The following is a 20,729-nucleotide window of genomic DNA, read 5'->3' on the forward strand; positions in this document are numbered from 1 at the left end:
GATGTGGTACCGCTATCATTCGAATATAGAATTTATGTTCCGGTATTGAAAAAAATGTTCTTCATTACCAGAGGGCATGCAGGAATTTGGAGTAAACTGTCGAAAACTAAAGTCTGCCATGAAACTATTAACCTATAAAAAGATACCCCGATATGTATTGTTGTCGATTCTATTCCTGACTATTTTGCTTGGCTTTCGCTGGATATGGTCTGAGTCTTTCACTATACCCAAACATCCTGAACCCGCTAAAGGCGTGCTGGACCTTCGAGGCTGGGACCTCGCCAACGCTTCACCCATATCCCTGGATGGAGAATGGGAATTTCACCCCCATGCGTTAATCTCTAATCGTGATATTAAAATAGCAGACTCCTCATCCGCACCCATACAAGTTCCCGGTGACTGGCGGAATGTGTTACCCCAATCCTCATCATCATTTGGATATGGAACATACCGTCTTCGCATACTTGTAGATCCATCCGTGAAGGAAGTCTCTCTCTGGGCTCAGAAAATCCAGACTTCATCCATTATCGAGATGAACGGGACCATTGTTGCCGAATTTGGTCAACCCGCCACCCATGCCGAAGCCTATCGACCGGAAAGGACTGCATTTGCGATTTCCTATGCGCTTGACGGTTCCGCCGAAATCAATCTTCTGGTGCAGACAGCTAACTTTGATGACCCTTATAGCGGAGGGATCACACGCTCTCTCTATTTCGGCTCTCCAGAAGCCATTGGAAGTGAACGGGGATTATCTATTGACCTGCAAAAGATTACGTTCGCCATACTGATCTTGCACAGCTTATACGCTTTTGTGATGTTCCTGTTTATCCGCAAGGAACGAGCTCTGCTGACGTTCTCGATGCTAACACTGGTAGCTGCCCTAACGGTCACCTCTGACCATGACAATCTGTTATTGAGTTGGATTCCACTCAACTTCACCTGGATCGTCAAGGCCAAAGCGTTCTCATATCCATTGTTCGCATTCTTTCTTCTACAGATGGCTCGAAGTTTCTCCCATAGTCTACAAGGCCGTAAACTGTTTCGTATCTACGCCAGTGTGCTTGGTGTGTACTGTGTATTTTTGCTGATCGCACCGGTGACCTTGATCTACCATGTCCTTAAAATTGGACTATCTGATTTCCTTTACCTGTTTGCCATTGGCTGGTCTGTGTACCTGTTCTTCCGCATGGCAGCGGAGAAGCGAAGTGACGCAAGCTTTCTGCTCTTTGCGGCAACCAGCAGTTTATCCAGCGTATTGTGGGGAATCGTGAATTCACGTAACGAAATTACCAACGTGTATTACCCCATTGATGTGATTGCAGCCATATTCGGCTTCTCTGCCTATTGGTTCCGAAAATACTTCCGTAACTCAAGCGAAATCGAGAAGTTGTACGAACAGCTCAAAGAGGAGGATCGACAGAAAGATCAGTTCCTTGTGAATACAGCTCATGAACTGCGTACACCGCTGCATGGCATCATCAATATTGCGGAGAGCATCGCGGTCCGTGAACGGCGTAAATCAGGCGGACAGCAGGCAGAAGACATGAAGCTATTAGTTACCATCGGCCGACGCATGTCCCAACTGGTTGATGATCTCCTTGACGTGATTCGCCTGAAGGAGAAGCGGATTACGCTTCAGAAGAAACCCTTATCTCTTGCATCTGTCATCCCAGGCGTGATCGGCATGTTCCGATTCATGGCAGAGGGCAAGCCTGTCCATATGGAGGTGGACATTCCAGATACACTGCCACTTATCCAGGCCGATGAGAGGAGACTTGTTCAGGTTCTCTACAATTTGTTGCATAATGCACTCAAATTTACCGATGAAGGTACGATTACCGTATCTGTCCGGGAACATGGAGAAAGCATTTTAATTCAAGTCTCGGATACAGGTGTGGGCATAAGTGAAGAGATGCAACAGCGAATATTCGAAGCGTATGAACAAGGGACCCCAGAGGCTCGATTAAGTGGAGGAATTGGCCTTGGTCTCCATATCAGCAGGCAGCTCACCGAACTCCATGGCGGCCAGCTCACTGTACAATCTGCACCTGGGCAAGGATCAATCTTCCAGATCTCGCTTCCACGGGAAGATACCGCATCGCTGGCTGACCAGACTGAACAGCGATGGGAGGCTCATGGCTTTGATGAAATCGCGATTGCAGAGCCGCAGCAGCAGACCTTATCCCATTCTCATGATAAGACTGTCGCCCGTATTCTTGCCGTCGATGATGATCCTGTAAACCTGCGAGTGCTAATCTCTATGCTGGCGAATGAACCCTATCATATTCAACCTGCGGCTTCCGCGCTTGAGGCACTTGAGTTACTGGATACGGAGCCGTGGGATTTACTAATTGCCGATGTCATGATGCCTCATATGTCCGGTTATGAACTGACCGAGAACGTACGCAAACGTTATTCGGTCTCTGAGCTTCCCATCCTGTTATTGACGGCCCGTAACGAACCGGCCGATATCTATGCCGGATTCATGGCCGGTGCAACGGACTATGTCACCAAGCCTGTTGATGCCGTTGAGTTGAGGCATCGCATTGGATCACTGATTGTGCTGAAACAATCCATTGATGAGCGACTGCGCATGGAGGCTGCCTACTTACAAGCGCAGATCCAGCCCCATTTTCTTTTTAATACGCTCAATTCAATCATGGTTCTTAGTGAGATGGACACGGAGCGAATGCAGAAGCTGGGCGATGCTTTTATCGAGTACTTGCAGACCAGCTTTCATTTTGTCAATTCGGAGAAAATGGTTGAGGTCACTCATGAGCTGGATCTCTCCCGCGCCTATCTCTACATTGAGAAAGAACGATTCATGCATCGGTTGAACGTCATCTGGGATATTCCCGATGATCTTGATCTATGCCTGCCGCCACTCACCATTCAACCGCTCATTGAGAATGCTGTTCGACATGGTATTCTCAGTAAAGTTGAGGGTGGAACCGTGCATATCCGAATCATCAACCAAACAGCGTCCACCCTCATTGAGATTGAGGATGATGGTGTGGGGATGCAGCCCGAGCAGATCGAACGGGCACTGGCATGGCCCAAGAAAGGTCCCGGCGGAACTGGAGGCATTGGATTAACCAATACACATCGCCGGTTGACCCAGATGTACGGACAAGGTTTGACCATCGTCAGCTCGCCGGGCCAAGGTACGAAAGTTTCCTTTGTCATCCCTTTGGACCGCAGCACAAGAGCCTGAACGACAAGTTAAATTACTCTCTAACTCTTGAACTGCAATCTGTACTCGATGCTCTATGCAACATGTGCCGCATGCGCACTTGAGGTGTAAGGTGCATACGATGCTGGGCATATTCAGTGGTTCATATTCATATTTGTGTTCATACCTATATCCAGGTTCAGCTTCACTTTGAGATATACCAAACAAACCAAAAGAGAGCTAAGCACGGGCTTCATCCCGGCTTAGCTCTTTTTTGGCTTAATTATTATCTAACACGATTAGATTAATCGCTATACGTGAAGGACATGTTTTTCATCCGATAATCCCAGTGCCTTGGCTGTTGAAGAATGAACCTCTTTGAGAAGATCCAGGTTCTCAACAAGTGATATGCCATAGGATGGAATCATTTCCTTGATCTTCGGCTCCCATGCCTCCATATGCTGCGGGAAGCAACGCTGAAGAATCTCAAGCATGACCTGAACCGCGGTGGATGCACCCGGTGATGCACCCAGCAAAGCCGCGATTGTTCCATCAGCAGATGTGACTACTTCTGTACCGAATTGGAGCGTACCCTTGCCACCTTGAACGGTATCCTTGATGACCTGAACACGCTGCCCTGCAAGAACCATATCCCAATCCTCACTCTTCGCACCCGGAACAAAGTCACGCAATTCTGCCATACGCTGTTCTTTCGATAACATGAGTTGTTGAATTAGATATTTGGTCAAAGAGATTTCTTTGACACCTGCTGCGAGCATCGTAAGCAGATTGTGCATCTTAACCGACGTGATTAAGTCGGCATTGGAACCCGTCTTCAGGAACTTCGGCGAGAACCCGGCAAACGGTCCGAATAACAGCGACTTCTTATTGTCGATAAATCGGGTATCCAGATGCGGAACGGACATTGGCGGAGCCCCTACCGAAGCCTTGCCATATACCTTGGCGTGATGCTGTTCCACGACTTTTTGATTTTTGCACACCATAAAGATGCCACTGACCGGGAATCCTCCGATATGTTTGCCTTCCGGAATGCCCGTCTTCTGGAGCAAATGCAGACTTCCGCCGCCGGCGCCAATGAAGACAAACTTCGCCTTATGGCGTTCGACTGCACCACTCTTCAGGTTTTTCACGGATAATTCCCATTGTCCATCGCTGGTACGTTTCATATTCTTCACGCTATGTTGGTAGTGGATACCCACGTTTTGTTCTTTCATATGTTTGATCAGCATACGCGTTAAAGCACCAAAGTTAACGTCCGTACCGGAGTCAATTTTGGTCGCTGCAACAGGTTCATTACTGGTACGATCTTTCATCATCAGCGGCATCCATTTCGCCAGCTCTTTCTTGTCATCCGAGAATTCCATGCCTGCAAACAACGGGTGATTCGACAAGGAGTCATAACGTCTTTTCAAAAACTGGACATTGCTCTCTCCGTGTACATAACTCAAATGAGGAATCGGCATAATGAAGTCCCGCGGATTACGAATCAGACGGCTATTGACGAGATAGGACCAAAATTGCTTTGAGATCTGAAATTGTTCATTCACTTTAATTGCTTTGCTAATATCTACGGTTCCGTCTGGTCGTTCAACGGTATAGTTAAGTTCGCACAATGCAGCATGCCCGGTTCCGGCATTATTCCATTCGTTGGAGCTTTCCTCTCCTGCAGTGGCTAGCTTTTCGAAAACCTTAATATTCCAGTCTGGTGCCAATTCTTTTAGCAAAGTTCCCAAAGTTGCACTCATAATTCCGGCACCAATCAAGATCACATCTGTACTCGTTTGTCCCTGGCTCATGTCTACCGTCCTTATATCCTATATTTGCCAAAAGGATGTAAGCGTTATCGATTTGGCATTTGCAGCAAGCCCATTCTTGAACGGGGTCGCACCTTCTCTGAATGAATATACCTTGATCTAGTGTATCAATAATATAGAGCAATTTAAATATGCAATTTCAAGATATTTGCTATTCCATCAGTATACGCTAGTTTACATCGGAACGTTAGCCCGGTTATAGGCCTGAAAGATATATTTGTTCAAAACAAAGAAAGGAGCCCGGTTTTAGTCGGACTTAGGGAATCAAATGTTGTATAGCCGTGAAAATGGATGCGTGAAGAGCCGCTCTCGAATGTTCGCTAAGCGGCTCATTAATTAAAGGGAATGGGCATGACAGCCTACACGGCGTTTCAGGAAGTACTCAGAAAATCGAAATCAGTTCCTTCGTGTACGGATGGCGTTCTTCAGCGAACAACGCATCTGCGCCAAAGCGGTCAACGATCTGACCTTCCCGCATGACGATAATACGCTGACTCATGCGATGTACGGCAGCCAGATCATGCGAGATGAACACGTATGACAGACCAAGCGATGTCCGGAGATCGGTGAGTAACTGCAAAACTGCTCCTTGCGAGATCACGTCCAGGCTGGCCGTCGGTTCATCCAACACGACAACGTCCGGCTCAATCCCAATAGCACGTGCGATCGTGACCCGTTGACGCTGTCCACCACTTAGCTCATGGGGGTATCGTCCAGCCAAATCCCTAGGAAGCTCGACCGCTTCAAGCAGCTTTTGGACGTATGCATCCTTCGATGTGTAGGTAAAGTGGGACAGCTCGGCGTTCCGTCCAAGTTGTTCATATGGATCGATTAACGAATCGGCAATCTTGAGCTTTGGATTCAGTGCAGCCATCGGGTTCTGGAATACAATCTGAATCTTCCGGCGATGAGGCCGCAATCGTCGGCCGCTCAGCCGCGCGATATCCTGTCCACCCAGTGTAATCGAGCCCGTGTCCGCATCTTCAATCCGCAGCAGACAGCGGGCAAGCGTACTCTTGCCACAGCCGCTCTCGCCAACCAGGCCAAGGCACTCGCCGCGGTTCAGAGTGAAGGAAATATCATTCACCGCCGGTCGGTCTGCACCTGCATACGTTCGGCTGAGATGTTCCACGTGAAGCACGGGGTTGCCGGAGAGGCTGGACGATGAAGCAGTCTTTGCAGCAGCGGTATCTAAATCAGCATCTGTACCTCTATCCTTAGTATCTGTATCCGCAGGATCTATGACTGCATTGTCTGTGTCTGCATGGTTTACGTCGTTAGCAAAATCGTGGCTTCGCACACCGGATTGTTCCGATTCCGACTGCACAAGTCCATGGCGTTCTTCATCTGTGGTCATCTTCATTCCGTTCCTGCCTCCTTCAATCCCGACTTCAGCGAGCGGCTCAGGACGGGAGCTGCCTCAATTAACTGGCGCGTATATTCATGCTGGGGATGATCGAGAATGCGATGTTTGCCGCCAGATTCGACGATCTGTCCTTCCTTCATGACAGCCAAACGGTTGGCATAGCGGCGTACATGGCGCCAGTCGTGTGTGATAAACAGAATCGCACAGCCCGTCTCCGCTTGTTTGCGTGCCAGCAGTTCCAATACGCGGTGCCCGGATACACTGTCCAGTGCCGTTGTCGCTTCGTCAGCGATCAGCAGACGAGGGGAGAGCATCAGCGATGTGGCAATCGAAGCTCGCTGAAGCTGTCCACCGCTCAACTGGAACGGATAGCGGCGCAGCAGTTCCGCGCCAAGGCCAACCGATTCCAGTGCCTCCTCTGCCCGCTTCTTGCGGATGGCAGAAGACTTCTCCCCATGTACCTTCTGGTATTCATCAAAGTGTCCGCCAATGCTTCGAAATGGCGTAAACGCGCCTTGGTAGTCCTGAAAAATATATGAGATGCGGCTTCCCCGCAGGGCTCGCATCTCCTTTGGCTTCCGTTCGAGCAGGTTGCTGCCCTCGAACATGACTCGCCCCGACGCATGCAAGTTGGGCGGCAGCAGACGACCAATGGCTTGCGAGAGCAAGCTTTTGCCACTACCGCTCTGTCCAACGAGTGCCATGAACTCACCTTCGCGAACAGCCAGAGAGACTCGATCTACAATCGTACGATCCCGGCTGGAGATGCTCAGTTCCTCAATGGAGAGAATCACGGCTGCACCTCCTTCTTCACATCAAAGCGGTCTCGCAGATAGTCACCTAGCATGTTGGCAAGCAGGACTACCGAGACAATAGCGAGACCCGGGTAGATCATCAGCTCCGGCCGAGACTGGAAGTAAGGCCGCGAGTCGTTCAGCATCGCTCCCCATTCAGGTGTTGGCGGTTGTGCGCCAAGGCCGATGTAGGACAATGATGAGATGAGCAGGATGATTTTGCCCAGATCAAGACTGGCTAGCACGAGTACATGGCCCGCGATATGTGGAAGCAGATGTTTTCTCATGATACGACCGTCGGATAGTCCATTGGTGCGGGCGATGCGAATGTAATCCTTCTGGGACTCCGATAAAACCGTACTTCGAACGAGACGTGCATAACTAACCCACTTCACGATCACAATCGCCAACACCAGATTGCCGATTCCGGCCCCTAGCAGGCCACTTAGCACAATCGCGACGATGGTATCGGGAAAAGCAAGAAAGGCATCCGCGATCCGCATGAACAGTTTATCGACCCAGCCGCGTTTGTATCCTGCGATCAAACCAAATGGAATACCGATCAACAGTGCAGCGCCAAGTGCCAGTAAACTATAACCAAGCGTTTGGCCGCCACCAAGCAGCAAACGTGTCAGTACATCGCGTCCCAGATGGTCGGTGCCGAACGGATGGAGAGCACTTGAACCCTGCAATCGTCCACGCAGATCGGTTAACGTATGGTCATGTTTTAAGTATAAAAAGGCATATAAGGAGGCCCCGATGATCAGCAGTGCAAATAACAGACCAATGATCGCCTGCCAGCTATGTTTTTTAGATTTTGTAGTTGAAATGGGCAGGGAAGTGGTTTTCATCGGTGGGCCTCCTTTTCCTTCAGTTTCATTTCGGGATTCAAATAACGATAAGATAGATCAACCGCTGTATTCACAAGGAATACCACGATAGCCATGATCAGGATGTAACCCTGAATCAGTGGATAATCACGCTGGCGGATGGCATCAACGATGAGCTTGCCGATCCCCGGATAAGCGAACAACACTTCAATCACGACAACTCCGCCGATCAGGCTGCCGAGACTTACGCCAAATACCGTAATGACAGGCGGCAAACTGTGACGAAACGCGTGAAGCATGAATATCCGACCTTCGGATACCCCTCTTGCCCGGGCGGACCGTACGAACTCCTGACTTAGTGAATCCAACAAGCTGGAGCGCAAAAGACGCACATAAACGCTGGAGATAGCAAGTCCCAGCGTCAGAGATGGCAGAATAAGCGATGTGAATCCATCCCGGCCCATGGTGGGCAGATTGCCGAAGCGTACGCCGAACATATCGATCAGGATCAGACCCAGCCAGAAGCTGGGCACCGCGGCACCCACAATGGAGAGCAGCCGGCTCCCCCGGTCAATCCAACTGCCGCGGTGGAGCGCTGACAGCGAGCCGAGGGGGATCGCTATGACGAGCATGACCAACAGGGCGCCAATCGTCAGTTCAGCCGTAGCTGGCAGCGCACGCATCAAGGTCTGCATGACGGGCTGGCCTGTCGAGTAAGACACGCCGAAATCGAGCCGAACAAAATCGAGCAACCAGTTACCGAACTGGACAGGAAGCGAATCGTTGAAGCCCATTTCCTCGCGTACAGCTTCAACCTGCTCCTGACTGACGGACAGTTCGTCCACGTTCAGGATCGTCAGCACCGGATCACCTGGAGCCAAACGAATGAACAGGAAGCTCACAAACATAATGAACAGCAGAAAGATAAATACCTCAAGAAACTTGCGAAGCAAAATGCGAAACATTACATCACATCCAGCTTATTGGTAATCATGTAATATTCACTGCGAGTGGTAACCCAGTTCTTGATCTTCTTGCCGTTGTAGGCAACGATTGTACCTGGATGCAGCACGAATGAATTCAGTACGTTGTCATGCACGTAGTTGGCTGCCTTCTCGGCAAGCTCTGCGCGCTTCTCCGGTGCAACTGTGAGATTCAGTTCGTCGATGATCTTGGTCAGTTCCGGATCTTCCGATCCACTGAAGTTAAGGGCACCCTTCGGATGGTACGTTGCATTCAGGTAATAACCTGCATCCCCACGCGGAGCCGTCAAATTACTATACGTTGCAATATCCCAGTCGCGATTGGACGCCATATAATCTTCCGGTGTGTCGATTTGACGGATCTGCACGTCGATACCGATCTTCTTTGCATCAGACTGGAACACTTGAGCAATCAGTGGCAGATCGGCACGAGACGAATACGTCAGTAGGGTTAGCTGCAACGGTTTACCGTCCTTGGTCATCACGCCGTTTTGCTGCGTGTACCCTGCTTCGCCCAGATATTTTACAGCGACATCAGCTCCGGATTCCGTTGCTGTATCCGTGTAGGTTGGTGCAAATGGCAGTGATGGCAAGAACGGTCCAATGGCCGGTTCCCCATAACCGAGCAGGATCGTGTCCACGATGCCCTGACGGTCAATCAGCGCATCCAGCGCACGACGGACATTGAGGTCCTTCATACTCTCCCGCTGCATGTTCATCGTTAGCTGATGCACGCGGAACGTCGATGTAGACTCAACCGTCATGCCGTCTATCGCTTTGAGCGATTCGAGGCTCTCGACTTCTGGGCGGTATACGATATCTACCTGTCCAGATTTGAGCGCTAGTGTGCGGGCATTGGCATCTTCATTGAATGAGAACGTGATGGAATCCAGAGGCGATGCTCCATCCCAATATTCATCATAGCGGTCTAGCTCCAGCTTGCTGCCTGGGGTAAAAGAAGTCAGCTTGAACGGGCCCGTACCAATGGGCTTGTTCACAACGTCCGGCTCACTCACGTCGATAATCGCCGTGTTGGGATTCACCAGTTCGGAAGCGAACTCCGGGAACGGCTGAGTTGTGGTAATCTCCAGCTTGTCGCCCTCGGCTTCAATCGTATCGATCTTCAGCGCGTTCTGGATGGCTACATTCTCTTCCAGTGCCCGCTCAAGGGATGCCTTAACGGACTCGCCCGTCATCGGCTTGCCGTTCTGGAAGGTCACATCATCTCGTAGGTCGATTGTCCAATGCTGTCCGTCTTCGCTCTCCCAGCTCTCGGCGAGCCACGGAGCCACCGTCAAGTTCTCTTCATCGAGACGAACCAGCGTTTCTGTAATGCCCGCGCGCAGCGGCACATAGCTGGAATCCACATGTGGATCTAGCGAACTCGTGGAGAAGTTATATAGGAAGTGAACGTTTTTATTATCAGTGGATGGCTGCGCAGCGGGACTGGACTCAGATGATCCGCAGGCGCTCAACAGTCCAGCGCTCAAGGCCAAGGAGATCAGCGCTAGCAGTGGCGTCTTTTTATTCAAGGTAATGCCCCTCTCTCTTAATCGTAATCATTATGATCTAAACAATGAGTATTATCATATCGTAATGATTACGTTTTGACAAGAGTTATATTGGTGGTGAAACGAGAAAGAATCCGACTCTCGAATGAGATCGGATTCTTTATGTTTTTTGTTACATATGAGTGCTTGATTAGTAGGCATTTCCTTTGCTATCCGGGATGTTTACAGGTAGAACCATGCAAGATTACTCGAAAAGTTACAATCCAGTTTCGTAGTCTTCCAGCATATGTGACCAGTAACCTCGATGTGCTTTAAGGATTAAACAAAATAGAGTTTATGCGGAACATTTCAAATATAAAATTCGTTTAGGGACTAAAGAGGGGGAGTACGATCGATGAGAAGATATTCACTTATCGCCTTAATGTTTGCTACAGTTATGGTCCTGATTCTTAGCGGCTGCCAAAGTTCTAATCAGCCCGATCAAGTCGGAGTAAGTAAAGCACCAAAGGAATTACACACCTTCTACCCTGGCGATATTACACAGGTTGATTCTATTGAAATGATGAGTGGTGGTGATGGTACTAAAAAAACAACCACAGATCAGGTACTAATTCAGGAATGGATTGAAAAGGTACGCGATTTAGAAATCGTACTCGATCCGGACCAAGAAGATGCAACAGGGGTTTTGTTCCATGTCACGATGTTTGAGCAGGGAAAAGAAGTGCTGTACATGACACCTACCGATATGAATCATCAGCGAATGCAGCCGCAGTTGGAATTGGCTGAGCGAATGTCGGAACTTTATGATGCCATAAAATAAGAGTGTTCATGTGGCCTTTATTCAAAGTAATTACATGCCCAACAGTTCGATTTAGAATTATCCTTCGTAATCCACATTTTCAGCAAAGTAGGTTCTCTATGAAGTTAATCGCTTTACATCGTTTAACTTTTCCTGAAGTATTTGAATACTCGTACTCTGCAGTATGTCAGGATTCAATTCAGTAACAAAATCTAGAAACTGATGTGCATTTTTCATAATTTCTTCTGTAAAGGAAGCCGAACTTACATTAACACCATTCCAATTCGAGTATCTAAATTCCTCATTTGGTTCAGTAATAAATAAGTCCAGAATAACTTCCCGATCAATATCTTCTACTAAACTAACTTGTAGTTCCACTCCCTGCTGTTTAAACTCCAGCCACAAATTAGCGCTATCAGGAATTCGATAAGCAACATATTGATGTATTCTAATCTTCTGGACTATAGTCAGTAAGTCCACAAACCATCTAATAAGTCTTTCATTACCAAATGGACAATCGTCAAAGAACATACCGTACTTACTTCCGTTAAAGTCCAATTCAATAATTCCCTCGATATCTTGTTTCGTTAGATCAAACTGCTTTGCAGACATTTGTTTAATTTCATCAAAGTTATCAATTGCTTTAAATGAAATAGTGAACATATTTGAACACCCCTAATCTATTAAATCACTAATTTTATATATATGTGTACCATAAACGGAATCAACATTATCATTTCTAATGAAAACTTTAATCTGTTCATCAAATACTGTAACAGTATGCAAACCATCCTTTATTCCCTGTTGTTTCAACTGATTAACGGCCTCTGTAGACGCATCAGTTATTTTATTATCAGACCACTCTTTATTAAAGAAAGACTTTCTACTTAGCATTTCATTGATTTGTTCATCGGACATTTTCTTTTGGAGATATGGAAGTTGTTGCTTCGTACTATTAACAGAATGTCTATTAATAACATGGTCAATCAGATTTTGGCTCAACTGAGCTCTCTGCTCCGTGGCTTTTGGAGTTGCCTCTAGTGCATTTTTTTCTATACTCCCATTCTTAGCCTTAGCAGCCTCAATATGCTGCTTAATCTTCACCACTGCGGGATTAGAAGCAGGCAATCGAAACGGACCTTTGCCGCCCGGCATACTCCCACGAACCATCTGAATCCCCATGAAAACCTGACTAAACTTCAGAGAGGTCACCATCATCTGAGCATACTTATCTGATACAGGCTCTCCTGTCGTAGGATGAATCCCCATCTCAAACGCCTTGATCTGTAACGCAAAAATATCTTCCCCAGGCGGTTCAACGTTCACAGCTTGCATGCGATTAAAGTCTAGGTTTCCCTGATCCCTCTGATAAGCCTGAAGAGCAGCCTGATCCGCAACACCATTCTCGTTGACAGGCATCCATACCAATTTACCGAACATATTGATTTGCGCCATCCGATAGCCCTTGTCACCCGAACTTGATTCACCTGATGATTTGGTCATCATAGCTGCGGCACCGACAGCTCCAAACGCACCACCCAGACTTCCCTTCTGAGCATCTGCATCCTGGAATCGCGTGGCGATATCCTTCAACTCCTTTGATGTGTTCACCATACTCTCCAGCGCTTTATCCAGTATAGGTCGTGACTGCTCGAACTCATAGTAAAATCGCTCCTGCGTCGCGCCCATCCACATCATCTGAACGAACATGATCTGTCTCGTCAGTTCACTTCGTATACTCTCCAACTGTTGTCTGGCTTGATCTACCTGATTCGATACGTGATGTAGCTGTTCAGGGGTAACTTTGATTGTACTCATAACGTTTCTCCGCTCATTCGAAATAGGATTATCCTATGTTAGCAGAAGTGTATTATGTAAACTATCCGGCTAACATCCTGATTTCACCATGGTAAAAACACAAGCTGTGCTCCTCATCGAAGCTATGGTCCTATATGCATATACCCACTTCAAGGCATACCCTACCAGTTTCAGTAAGTACCTCTCTACTTCAGCCCCTCCAGCATCACTCGATACCGTCCAATCTGTTCCGCTGTCGCCTCTTCCCGCAATGATTCCAACAATGCTGAGCACCTTATAAAATACCGATCCATCCCAAGCTTATCCGCTAACCTGATTGCCTGCAAAATGAACTCCACGGCCTCCTGTGGTCTTCCCATCCACTGTTCGTACAAAGCCCGCTGATAACAGTAATGGTACATATCATCGTTGTTTGAAGAATCCATTTCTCTGCCATCGCCCTGTATCTGATCCTCGAACACATGTAAAACCCGATCAATCTTCCACCTATGCCGCACTGCTGCTTCTGTAATCACTTTCAGACCCACCAACCATTCCTCCGGATGCTCAAGCAAAAAGTTCACAAACTCCTCCAGCAGTTGCACCTGCCCGGCTTCAATCTCAAGAGCATACCGATTCACCTGTGCCTTATGCCTGAATTCCTGCACCACCTGCAAGCCTACCTCATCCAGATCCTCCATACACCCAAGTTCTGCATATTGATCGATACATGCTCGCGCCTGATCTACCTGTCCCATCTTCTGGTGAGCCACACCCCGCATTGAGTGACTGAACCCGTAATAGTAAACCAAGGGCCGCTCGATGTATGTATGTGGTGCAAGCACTCCCTTTGACCGACACTCCTGCCGCTCTTCATGGATGGATTGCACACATTGATATAACATGTACGCCCTCTCCATTACCTTATTCCAATTTTCAAAAGCCAAAGCCATGTCCAACATTTCAACAATGATGTCCGGTTTAAGTGATTTTAGGATTGAAGCTCGCAAAAGAAGATCCTCCTTTATTATGAGTAAGGGTAAAAAGTATGCTAATTTCGAAATATTAAGCTTAATTATTTAATATTTACTTTTATAAACTCCAATGAAGTAGTACAATAAAATAAATATAGTACTTATTCGCAGTTTTTTCAGTATATTTTACCGCCTTTATATCTCTGCTAATTACATCGATACTCTCCTAACCTTTAGGAGAGGTGGTTAATATGACAACATTACGGATTTCAGTTGGAGAACGGATTAGAGCAATTCGGAAGGCCAAGGGTCTAACACAACAGCAGCTTGCGGAACTTTCGGGATTAGATGACGCATATATTGGATCGTTAGAGCGTGGGGAGAGGAATTTTTCAATTGATACTTTGGAGAAGGTTATTAAAGCCTTAAAAATTCAGACAAATGATTTGTTTCCTATAGAATACGAATATGCTGAAAATCAGATTAACTATCAAAAAGCATTAGACAGTTTTAAGGAAACAATAAATAATTTAACCCTCGAACAATATGAAATATTAAACAGTGTTATCAGAGAAGTTACAAAGGCATTTAAATAAACCTTTCAATTTCCCAAAATATTTTGTTAGTATAGGTATTTTATTTCCGTAGTTGATCTACTCTAATGAGCATAATTCATAAAAAAGAGTCGGCTTATATTTAATCCGACTCTTTCTGTAGTTTTACCTATTGAAAAAATAATTCATTAAGTTTAAATAATCACCGAAAATTTCAGAATACCTTACAGCTATTAAAGCTCCCCTTCGTTAAAAAAGAACCAACTCTGAGCTTCACGCTTCCAATTCTGATTTTCAAAGATATCTTCGTAAGGATTAGGAATTATTAATGGTCTATATTTTTCCTGATCCATTTTATCCCTATCTACAAGGTAAAGGAAATAATTGGATTTCTTCTTAAGTGATACAGCTATTTCATTCCTTGTCCAATAGAAGCCTTGATTCCTAGAGTAAGATTTCACCTCAATAAATCTATCCAAATAAACTGAATCAAGCGAATTATATGAGACAATATCATATCCCGCATTAACATCAATTTTAGATACTTGTACTATTTTCGAACATGTTTTATGCCCAGCTAGTCGCTTTTTTTCGTAACTTAGAATATAAGCCTCAGCTTCTTCTCCATATTTTTCTTTTTGTAATTGTATCTCTTTGAACTTTTCTATACTAAGCTTTCTCGAAATAGGTTTAATTACTTCTATTAAAAACTCTGAATAGATATTATCAATAACTAATAAATTTCTAACTTGAGTGCTAAACTTAAAAAACTCTAAATTTATTAATAAATTTCTTATACCTGAATACTTCAATGGAATTTCGTTATTTCTGACAATATATGCTTCGTGAACAATATCATAGTTAAATGATTCTATGTTAAGAAAGTCCTTATACTCCTCACTGAAAATTATTTTTGACAAGATTTTTTTTATGAACATTTCTTGCAAAAAATTATCTTGCATGGAAACTTTAAGTTTAGATCCTTCATGATTTAGAAAAACCTCTTCTTCATAAAAAGAAACTAAAGAAATAAAAGACAAAAGCATCATTATACCCTTTAATGGCATATTATACGAAACAGTATTTCTTTGGCAAAACTTCTCAATATCGCTTATCTTTTTAGGTTCTTCTGAAATTAAAATAGTTAGTACGTATTTTATCTCTTCAAAAGTTCCTAAATTATCATAATGCTTTAGATCTGTTAACATAATTATTTATCAACACCTTAATATCATCATCACCAAAATCATTATCATCAACAAGTGAAAACAACGGGATTGGTTCATTTTCAATGATATGATTCATTCTATTTTCTTTAAACTCAAGTCTCTCGTGCACCGTCTGATCCACAGATTGATAAGATTGTATATAGTAATAATTCACTTCACTTTTCTTGTCTAGCCCATAACGATGTATCCTATCTTTAGATTGTATAAACTGAGCAGCATTGAAAGTCCTCTCTAGATAAATAGCATTATGACAAGCCTTGTGTAAAGATATTGATTCTGCCACAGCAAACGGGTTTGCAATGATAACTTTAAACTCCGAATCCATTTTATGAAATTCTCTAATTATACTTTCTCGTGTCTCTAATGTAGAAGTCTTATCGTCTGTTTCTACTGGAACTTCACCATAAAGAAGTTTGGACGAAATTCCATTAGTTTTCAAGTATTTCTGCAGATCAAACATATTTTGTACAAAAACCGCCCAAATAATTACCTTTTCATTTTTCTTTACTAGTTCATTTACTAAATTTAAAGTTGCTTTAAATTTTTCTGGAATTTCTACTTCTGAATATTTGATTATCTTATTAATTATTTCCGAATCATCAATATACGTTCTTTCGGATAGACCATTCTCCATAAAGTACTGATCTATAGGCTTAATTAACAAGTTCGGATTTGTAGCAGCCTGAGTTAATCTGACCATCCGAGCTTTAACTAATACTCCTCTAATATCGCTAGAATCATTTTTATTAATTAAGTATTCCATATACTTTTTTTCTATAAAGTCATAAATTTCTCTTTGGTTCACGCCCATTTTGACAACTATAGGCGGATTTTCAATAGCTGAAGGTAAACCAAGATCGCTTTTTCTAATTCTTATAAAATAAGGGGAGATGTCATCTATTAATTCTTTAACTCTTGGATCATTTGGAGTTTCAGACATTTCTTTTAATTGATATTTATGGTATTTAATCAATTTTTTTGAAGGCCATAAGAATTGAAATAAATTAGTTAAATCCTCATATCCATTAGGTGCAGGAGTTCCTGTAAGAACTACTCGCGCTTTGCAATACTTACTTATCTTTAATACTGAATCAGCAATTAGTCCGCCTTCAGTATTTTTTATTTTATGGGCTTCATCAAGCACTACCATCACGTTATATTTCTTAATGAAATAAATCAAATCATCTATTATGCTACTAACCGTTTGATATGACATTAAAGTTAGTTCAGAAGGATCTAGAGAGTGAAAGTACTTAGTTTTTTCCAGTTTGGGCATTTTTCCAGATAGCCTTTTCGAGTCAACCTTAGTTCCGAAACATTCCTCATACTCACTTTCCCATGGTCCAAAAGAACTCAATGGACCTATTATTAGAATCTTATTAACATATTTAGGGTTATTCTCATTTAAACTCTTAAGGTAAGCATATGCACCATAAACGATACTTGTCTTCCCAGCACCCGGTACAGAAAAATTACAGGCATTTTGGGAGAATGCTAAATGATATGCGGAAAGAAGTTGTAATTTATACAGTGTTCTCTCCGTCAGGTTTTTTGCAACGCTTTCCGTAAATTGTGAAAAATCATGTATATCGCAATTATTATTTCGAATATCATATGCTTGTCTCGAGAATTTATCGAAGTTTTTTTCCTCTTGAAAATAATTTAGCAACGTCTTTTCGACCAGTTCAGTTTTTAGTTCCTCAATATCATATTTTCTCAACATACTTCGTATATTGGTTAATACTTTTTCTTGACTGTGATCTTCAAATGGTACTAATATCTTGTCTTCTAGTATATTAATTTTCAAGTAATCTTTCATATATATTTTTGCTCTACGGTTCCCTAATAATTCATTAGTTGATCCAGTTAATATAAATTCCCTATTTTCTTGATCTATTCCAATTTCTATATACATATTGGAAAACACCTATTTCTTCTCAATTATTTTTTTGAAATTCCAAGCAATTGTACTAATTTCTTTAACTAAATACATATTTGTTTGATCTAAACTATCTGAATTAATTGCTTCAAGTGCATCCTTGGCCTTCTTCAGTAGTTCGAGAGGTTTATTAGCATCCTTTTTATCTTCGAGTTTTCTCACTGATTGATTTAGATTGCCTTTAAGTAATCCGCTTGATTTTTTTGTCCAAGAGTCGTCTCTAGCTTCAAGTAAGCTTGATAAGTCCTCATCTGGATTATTTCGATAAAGTTCATCTAAGGAATCTTCATTTATTCGATCCATACTTTCTGAATGGTTATCTAAAAAAGATTTCCAAATACCTTCGTCACAAAAAATCGAATCTTTTTTACTAGGCTTAGCAATTGACCTAAATTCTTTACCTTCATACTGAGCCCTTATGTAATCAAACGATACAGCTTTCAAATCCGCGATATCGGAATCATCGATTCCCCATTCTACTTTTGTTGTTCTCTTTTCGTATGCTTTTAGATATCCATTCAAATCTACAAACTGGCCCTCTCGTTTTTCCAATCTTGTGTATATACCTATATAATCGAGATACTCTAAGTAGCTGTCCATTAACTCCATAATTTCTAACCACTCTTTTATAGTATTCTCAGTTTCGCTCATCATATCCGCTATTTCTAATTCATCATATCCAACCTCACGTAAATCTTTGCATTTCAAATACTTTTCAATAGGATTATAATCAAGTTTCTCATCGGCACCCATTTGATAAGTTGTTTCCAGTTTCATGATGTCTTTTTGTTCAGGAGTTTCGGGCAGAATCACAGCTATGAAATATTGACAATTATCTAAATTTTGATTAGGCCACTTCTTTCTTTCTCTATATATTTTGTTTAATAAAGACGCTCTTCTATTTCCATCAATTATCACACCATCATTAGTAACAATTCCATATTGTTGTTGACCATTCTCTACTAAGTTTTTTAAGGTTGACTCGTTTCTCCCTTTTTTTGAGTCAAACAAATATTTTTCAATTATATAACTATCATCAACAACTTCCGGGTTTAATGACCTGTTTTGCTTTTCAAAGGATTTTACTGCACTGCCTATCCTGCCGTTATATTTGTTATATATTAAAAATTCCAACGGAATCTGATATGCTTTAAATTCCCCTACACCTCCTTTATATCTTATTCTGATTCCCGTCATATAAGGGTTATCCTGATCTACAATTTCTTTCAATTTTTTTATTCTTAGCTCTTTATTCATTCTATATACACCTCATCTTTTCAATTAGTTTCTTTAGTACAACATAACCAATTGCAATTTCCACAGGAATCGTTTTAGGTTCCTCATTAATTTGAATGAGTTTTGAAGGGGATATATTACTAGCTGTTTTTAATATAAATTCTTTTACATAATCTAGCATTTCGTATGGTCCAATTAATCCCATCCTCTGTTCACTAGTTAAACAATGATGCTGTTGAAATTGATTAAAACTTACCAATTTCTGTTTTATAGCATCAATACACAGTTCAATTTCATTTTCAAGAGTACTGTCGGTAAATATAAATGACTCTTCAAGTGGTATATATATTTTAGCCTTCGGTCCCTGACTTTTATGAATTTCGACACTCCATATAAACTCTTTATTTTCAAAATCAGATTTGTAATTGGTTAGTTCAACACGAAAGGCATTTACTATTAGGTACGGAATATGATACTTAAATCTAGCTACGTCTTTCTTTGGTTTCTCTTCATTAATATTAAAAATAGTATGGTTAAGGTCAGTGAACTCATTTTCTAGAGAATGTTGAATTGGTTTGTAGCAGTAAGGAACTTCTCTTCCCAACTGTTCTGCGATCGATTTAGCAAACGCAAAAGCCATCTTTGGTGGAACAGCATTACCTACCAATTTAGATTTAATACCTCTTGAGTCTCCAAAAAATTTATAATCAATAGGAAAACTCATAACAGATGCTAGTTCTCTTACAGTCGGAACTCTATACCTACTGTTCTTATATTTATATATAATTGATTCCCTAGAGGAAACTGATGAATTAGCCATTACTGTTCTTGCTGGTCTGTTAACGTCTTCGGGGAAAGACATTCTCCCCATGTATCCCTTGTCTTCTTTTAGTTGCTTTGCCTTCTGCCATTCGTATGGTGCGAGTTCCTTAATGAAATGGTGGTCAGTAACATCTATGGAGTTCATTTGAAAATTATAATTAGGATCATCGATCATCCTGTCTAAATTCTCCAAAGGATCCCCCAAAGCATTTAAAATTAATCTTAATGGTCTAACATCCCGTTCCTCCAATACAATTAACTGCGGGCTTGGAAACTCACCGCATAAAAATCTCTTTCTATTCTGTGCAACTCCAAAATTTTTAGAATTATAAACCCCAGAGTTCTCAAATAATACCTGTAATTCAAATGTTCCTTGTAACCCAAGATCACTTGCATTATAGGTTGGTTTTATGAACCCTTCGATATTGGGAACATTCTCTAAGACCCAATATTTCAAAACAGAATCCGATTTGTATTTTTTACGAGCAACTATCCTTAAGTAGGATTCTAACAACTTTATACCTAATGATTTATCACCTTTTCCTGACTTATTAGAATTTGAAAAAGCAACACACGGTGGCGAGCCAATAATAATTTCTGTATCAGGAACTAGTTCGTGAAATTCCTTGTCTGGTAATAATGAGATTCTTTCAACATCATCTAAAATAGTATTTGAATGTGGATGATTTCCATGATGGGTATTTACTGCAGGTAACCATTTATCAACAGCAAATAAAGTACGGAAACCAGCTTGTCTAAAGCCTTCAGAAAAACCACCTGCTCCACAAAAAAAGTCTGCTACTCTCATAATTCAATACCTTTCATTCGAACGTTTGTTTGTAATTATACCAAGTCAATATGCCCTTTGTCATATAATTTATTTCGACA

General features: G+C 42.8%; 16 protein-coding genes. 3 read left to right on the forward strand and 13 right to left on the reverse strand.

Features of this window, described 5'->3' with window-relative positions; all coding sequences use genetic code 11:
* Positions 1-118: 118 nt before the first annotated feature.
* The gene (locus tag NKT06_RS31025) at positions 119-3,214 is read left to right on the forward strand and encodes a hybrid sensor histidine kinase/response regulator (protein ID WP_253442130.1); all 3,096 of its coding nucleotides are present in this window, start codon (positions 119-121) and stop codon (positions 3,212-3,214) included.
* 269 nt (positions 3,215-3,483) lie between these two features.
* On the opposite strand, the gene NKT06_RS31030 is transcribed toward NKT06_RS31025, so the two are convergent.
* The 6 genes from NKT06_RS31030 to nikA form a co-directional block, all read right to left on the reverse strand.
* Complete coding sequence (locus NKT06_RS31030) at positions 3,484-4,989, reverse strand: malate:quinone oxidoreductase (RefSeq protein WP_253442132.1); 1,506 nt, start codon at positions 4,987-4,989, stop codon at positions 3,484-3,486.
* 400 nt (positions 4,990-5,389) lie between these two features.
* Positions 5,390-6,370 carry an ABC transporter ATP-binding protein gene (locus NKT06_RS31035; RefSeq protein WP_367399884.1) on the reverse strand — a complete coding sequence of 327 codons (981 nt, stop codon included), beginning with the start codon at positions 6,368-6,370 and terminating at the stop codon, positions 5,390-5,392.
* Positions 6,367-7,167, reverse strand: coding sequence for an ABC transporter ATP-binding protein (locus NKT06_RS31040; protein ID WP_090902808.1), 801 nt, complete (start codon positions 7,165-7,167; stop codon positions 6,367-6,369). The genes NKT06_RS31035 and NKT06_RS31040 overlap by 4 nt, the downstream gene beginning before the upstream one ends.
* Complete coding sequence (gene nikC / locus NKT06_RS31045; protein ID WP_253442133.1) at positions 7,164-8,018, reverse strand: nickel transporter permease; 855 nt, start codon at positions 8,016-8,018, stop codon at positions 7,164-7,166. Before nikC ends, NKT06_RS31040 begins: the two co-directional genes overlap by 4 nt.
* Positions 8,015-8,962: a nickel ABC transporter permease gene (gene nikB / locus NKT06_RS31050; protein ID WP_253442135.1), complete on the reverse strand. Its 948-nt coding sequence runs from the start codon at positions 8,960-8,962 to the stop codon at positions 8,015-8,017. Before nikB ends, nikC begins: the two co-directional genes overlap by 4 nt.
* A complete protein-coding gene (gene nikA, locus NKT06_RS31055; protein WP_253442142.1) occupies positions 8,962-10,512 on the reverse strand; it encodes a nickel ABC transporter substrate-binding protein in 1,551 nt (516 codons plus the stop codon). The genes nikB and nikA overlap by 1 nt, the downstream gene beginning before the upstream one ends.
* Positions 10,513-10,885: 373 nt before the next feature.
* Here nikA and NKT06_RS31060 point away from each other — a divergent pair, with 373 nt between their 5' ends.
* A complete protein-coding gene (locus NKT06_RS31060) occupies positions 10,886-11,311 on the forward strand; it encodes a hypothetical protein (RefSeq protein ID WP_253442144.1) in 426 nt (141 codons plus the stop codon).
* Between the two features lie 96 nt (positions 11,312-11,407).
* Here the strand turns inward: NKT06_RS31060 and NKT06_RS31065 are convergent, their stop codons facing one another.
* From NKT06_RS31065 to NKT06_RS31075, 3 genes are all read right to left on the reverse strand, one after another.
* Complete coding sequence (locus NKT06_RS31065; RefSeq protein ID WP_253442146.1) at positions 11,408-11,953, reverse strand: hypothetical protein; 546 nt, start codon at positions 11,951-11,953, stop codon at positions 11,408-11,410.
* Positions 11,954-11,965: 12 nt separating this feature from the next.
* Positions 11,966-13,108, reverse strand: coding sequence for a WXG100 family type VII secretion target (locus tag NKT06_RS31070; protein WP_253442148.1), 1,143 nt, complete (start codon positions 13,106-13,108; stop codon positions 11,966-11,968).
* A gap of 185 nt (positions 13,109-13,293) precedes the next feature.
* A complete protein-coding gene (locus NKT06_RS31075; RefSeq protein WP_253442149.1) occupies positions 13,294-14,097 on the reverse strand; it encodes a DNA-binding protein in 804 nt (267 codons plus the stop codon).
* Between the two features lie 215 nt (positions 14,098-14,312).
* Here NKT06_RS31075 and NKT06_RS31080 point away from each other — a divergent pair, with 215 nt between their 5' ends.
* A complete protein-coding gene (locus NKT06_RS31080; RefSeq protein WP_253442152.1) occupies positions 14,313-14,657 on the forward strand; it encodes a helix-turn-helix domain-containing protein in 345 nt (114 codons plus the stop codon).
* A gap of 191 nt (positions 14,658-14,848) precedes the next feature.
* Here the strand turns inward: NKT06_RS31080 and NKT06_RS31085 are convergent, their stop codons facing one another.
* The 4 genes from NKT06_RS31085 to NKT06_RS31100 are packed head-to-tail and all read right to left on the reverse strand — an operon-like array spanning position 14,849 to position 20,649.
* Entirely contained in the window at positions 14,849-15,823 is a 975-nt protein-coding gene (locus tag NKT06_RS31085) for a protein NO VEIN domain-containing protein (RefSeq protein ID WP_253442154.1), read from the reverse strand.
* Positions 15,798-17,759 (reverse strand): DEAD/DEAH box helicase, encoded by a 1,962-nt coding sequence (locus tag NKT06_RS31090; RefSeq protein WP_253442156.1) that lies wholly within the window; start codon positions 17,757-17,759, stop codon positions 15,798-15,800. The genes NKT06_RS31085 and NKT06_RS31090 overlap by 26 nt, the downstream gene beginning before the upstream one ends.
* Before the next feature lie 12 nt (positions 17,760-17,771).
* On the reverse strand, positions 17,772-19,040 hold the full coding sequence (locus NKT06_RS31095; protein ID WP_253442158.1) for a hypothetical protein: 1,269 nt from the start codon (positions 19,038-19,040) through the stop codon (positions 17,772-17,774).
* Between the two features lies 1 nt (position 19,041).
* On the reverse strand, positions 19,042-20,649 hold the full coding sequence (locus tag NKT06_RS31100) for a DNA cytosine methyltransferase (protein ID WP_253442160.1): 1,608 nt from the start codon (positions 20,647-20,649) through the stop codon (positions 19,042-19,044).
* Between the last annotated feature and the right edge of the window lie 80 nt (positions 20,650-20,729).

The organism is Paenibacillus sp. 1781tsa1, assembly GCF_024159265.1.
Lineage (GTDB): Bacteria > Bacillota > Bacilli > Paenibacillales > Paenibacillaceae > Paenibacillus.

Excerpts from the sequence above, each read along its gene's own strand:
- NKT06_RS31100 (WP_253442160.1), bottom strand. The coding sequence starts at position 20,649 with ATGAGAGTAGCAGACTTTTTTTGTGGAGCAGGTGGTTTTTCTGAAGGC.
- nikB (WP_253442135.1), bottom strand. The coding sequence starts at position 8,962 with ATGTTTCGCATTTTGCTTCGCAAGTTTCTTGAGGTATTTATCTTTCTG.
- nikC (WP_253442133.1), bottom strand. The coding sequence starts at position 8,018 with ATGAAAACCACTTCCCTGCCCATTTCAACTACAAAATCTAAAAAACAT.
- NKT06_RS31095 (WP_253442158.1), bottom strand. The coding sequence starts at position 19,040 with ATGAATAAAGAGCTAAGAATAAAAAAATTGAAAGAAATTGTAGATCAG.
- NKT06_RS31080 (WP_253442152.1), top strand. The coding sequence starts at position 14,313 with ATGACAACATTACGGATTTCAGTTGGAGAACGGATTAGAGCAATTCGG.
- NKT06_RS31060 (WP_253442144.1), top strand. The coding sequence starts at position 10,886 with ATGAGAAGATATTCACTTATCGCCTTAATGTTTGCTACAGTTATGGTC.
- NKT06_RS31065 (WP_253442146.1), bottom strand. The coding sequence starts at position 11,953 with ATGTTCACTATTTCATTTAAAGCAATTGATAACTTTGATGAAATTAAA.
- NKT06_RS31035 (WP_367399884.1), bottom strand. The coding sequence starts at position 6,370 with ATGAAGATGACCACAGATGAAGAACGCCATGGACTTGTGCAGTCGGAA.
- NKT06_RS31090 (WP_253442156.1), bottom strand. The coding sequence starts at position 17,759 with ATGTATATAGAAATTGGAATAGATCAAGAAAATAGGGAATTTATATTA.
- NKT06_RS31070 (WP_253442148.1), bottom strand. The coding sequence starts at position 13,108 with ATGAGTACAATCAAAGTTACCCCTGAACAGCTACATCACGTATCGAAT.
- NKT06_RS31030 (WP_253442132.1), bottom strand. The coding sequence starts at position 4,989 with ATGAGCCAGGGACAAACGAGTACAGATGTGATCTTGATTGGTGCCGGA.
- NKT06_RS31025 (WP_253442130.1), top strand. The coding sequence starts at position 119 with ATGAAACTATTAACCTATAAAAAGATACCCCGATATGTATTGTTGTCG.
- NKT06_RS31085 (WP_253442154.1), bottom strand. The coding sequence starts at position 15,823 with ATGTTAACAGATCTAAAGCATTATGATAATTTAGGAACTTTTGAAGAG.